At 61.2% G+C, this 649-nt stretch carries 1 protein-coding gene; it reads left to right on the top strand.

Annotation, left to right across the window (positions count from 1 at the left end; translation table 11 throughout):
- A partial coding sequence (locus HFL01S_RS24480) for an IS3 family transposase (RefSeq protein WP_066263965.1) occupies positions 1-622 on the top strand: 622 nt, incomplete at its 5' end.
- Between the last annotated feature and the right edge of the window lie 27 nt (positions 623-649).

The raw sequence follows: 649 nt of genomic DNA, 5'->3' as shown, positions 1-649 counted from the left end.
CCACCAAGGCAAGCCCTGGGGCAAGACGGTGCTCTGGCGCGTCTACTGCGAGCTGCGGTTGAACCTGCCACGGCGCGGCAAGAAGCGGCTGCCTGCGCGTATCAAGCAACCCCTGGAGGCTGCTGGTCAACCCAACCGCGGCTGGAGCTGCGACTTCATGGCCGATGCGCTGTGGTCAGGTCGTCGCTTCAGGACCTTCAACGTCATCGATGAGTTCAACCGCGAGGGCCTGCGCATTGAGGTCGACACCAGCCTGCCGGCTGCGCGTGTCATCCGGGCCTTGAACGAACTGGTGGAGGTGCGCGGTGCACCGCTGTCGATTCGCCTGGATAACGGCCCGGAGTTCATCGCCCACACACTGGCCCAGTGGGCTCAGAGCAAGGGCATCGCCCTGCAGTACATCCAACCAGGCAAGCCCACGCAGAACGCCTATGTCGAGCGATTCAACAAGACCTACCGCACAGAAGTCCTCGATTGCTATGTCTTCGAGTCACTGCAGGAAGTACGTGACATGACGGCTGATTGGCTGCACCGCTACAACCACCATCGGCCCCATGAAGCCCTCGGCCGAATCCCACCGGTCGAGTACCGTGTCAAACTGTTCCCAAACCTCTATTTCTGACTGGCTCAGGAATTCGAGGGGACTTCA

Source organism: Hydrogenophaga flava NBRC 102514 (genome assembly GCF_001571145.1).
GTDB classification, from domain to species: Bacteria; Pseudomonadota; Gammaproteobacteria; order Burkholderiales; family Burkholderiaceae_C; genus Hydrogenophaga; species Hydrogenophaga flava.
The sequence above is the reverse complement of the archived record's forward strand: the minus strand, read 5'-3'. Positions and strand labels throughout refer to the sequence as shown.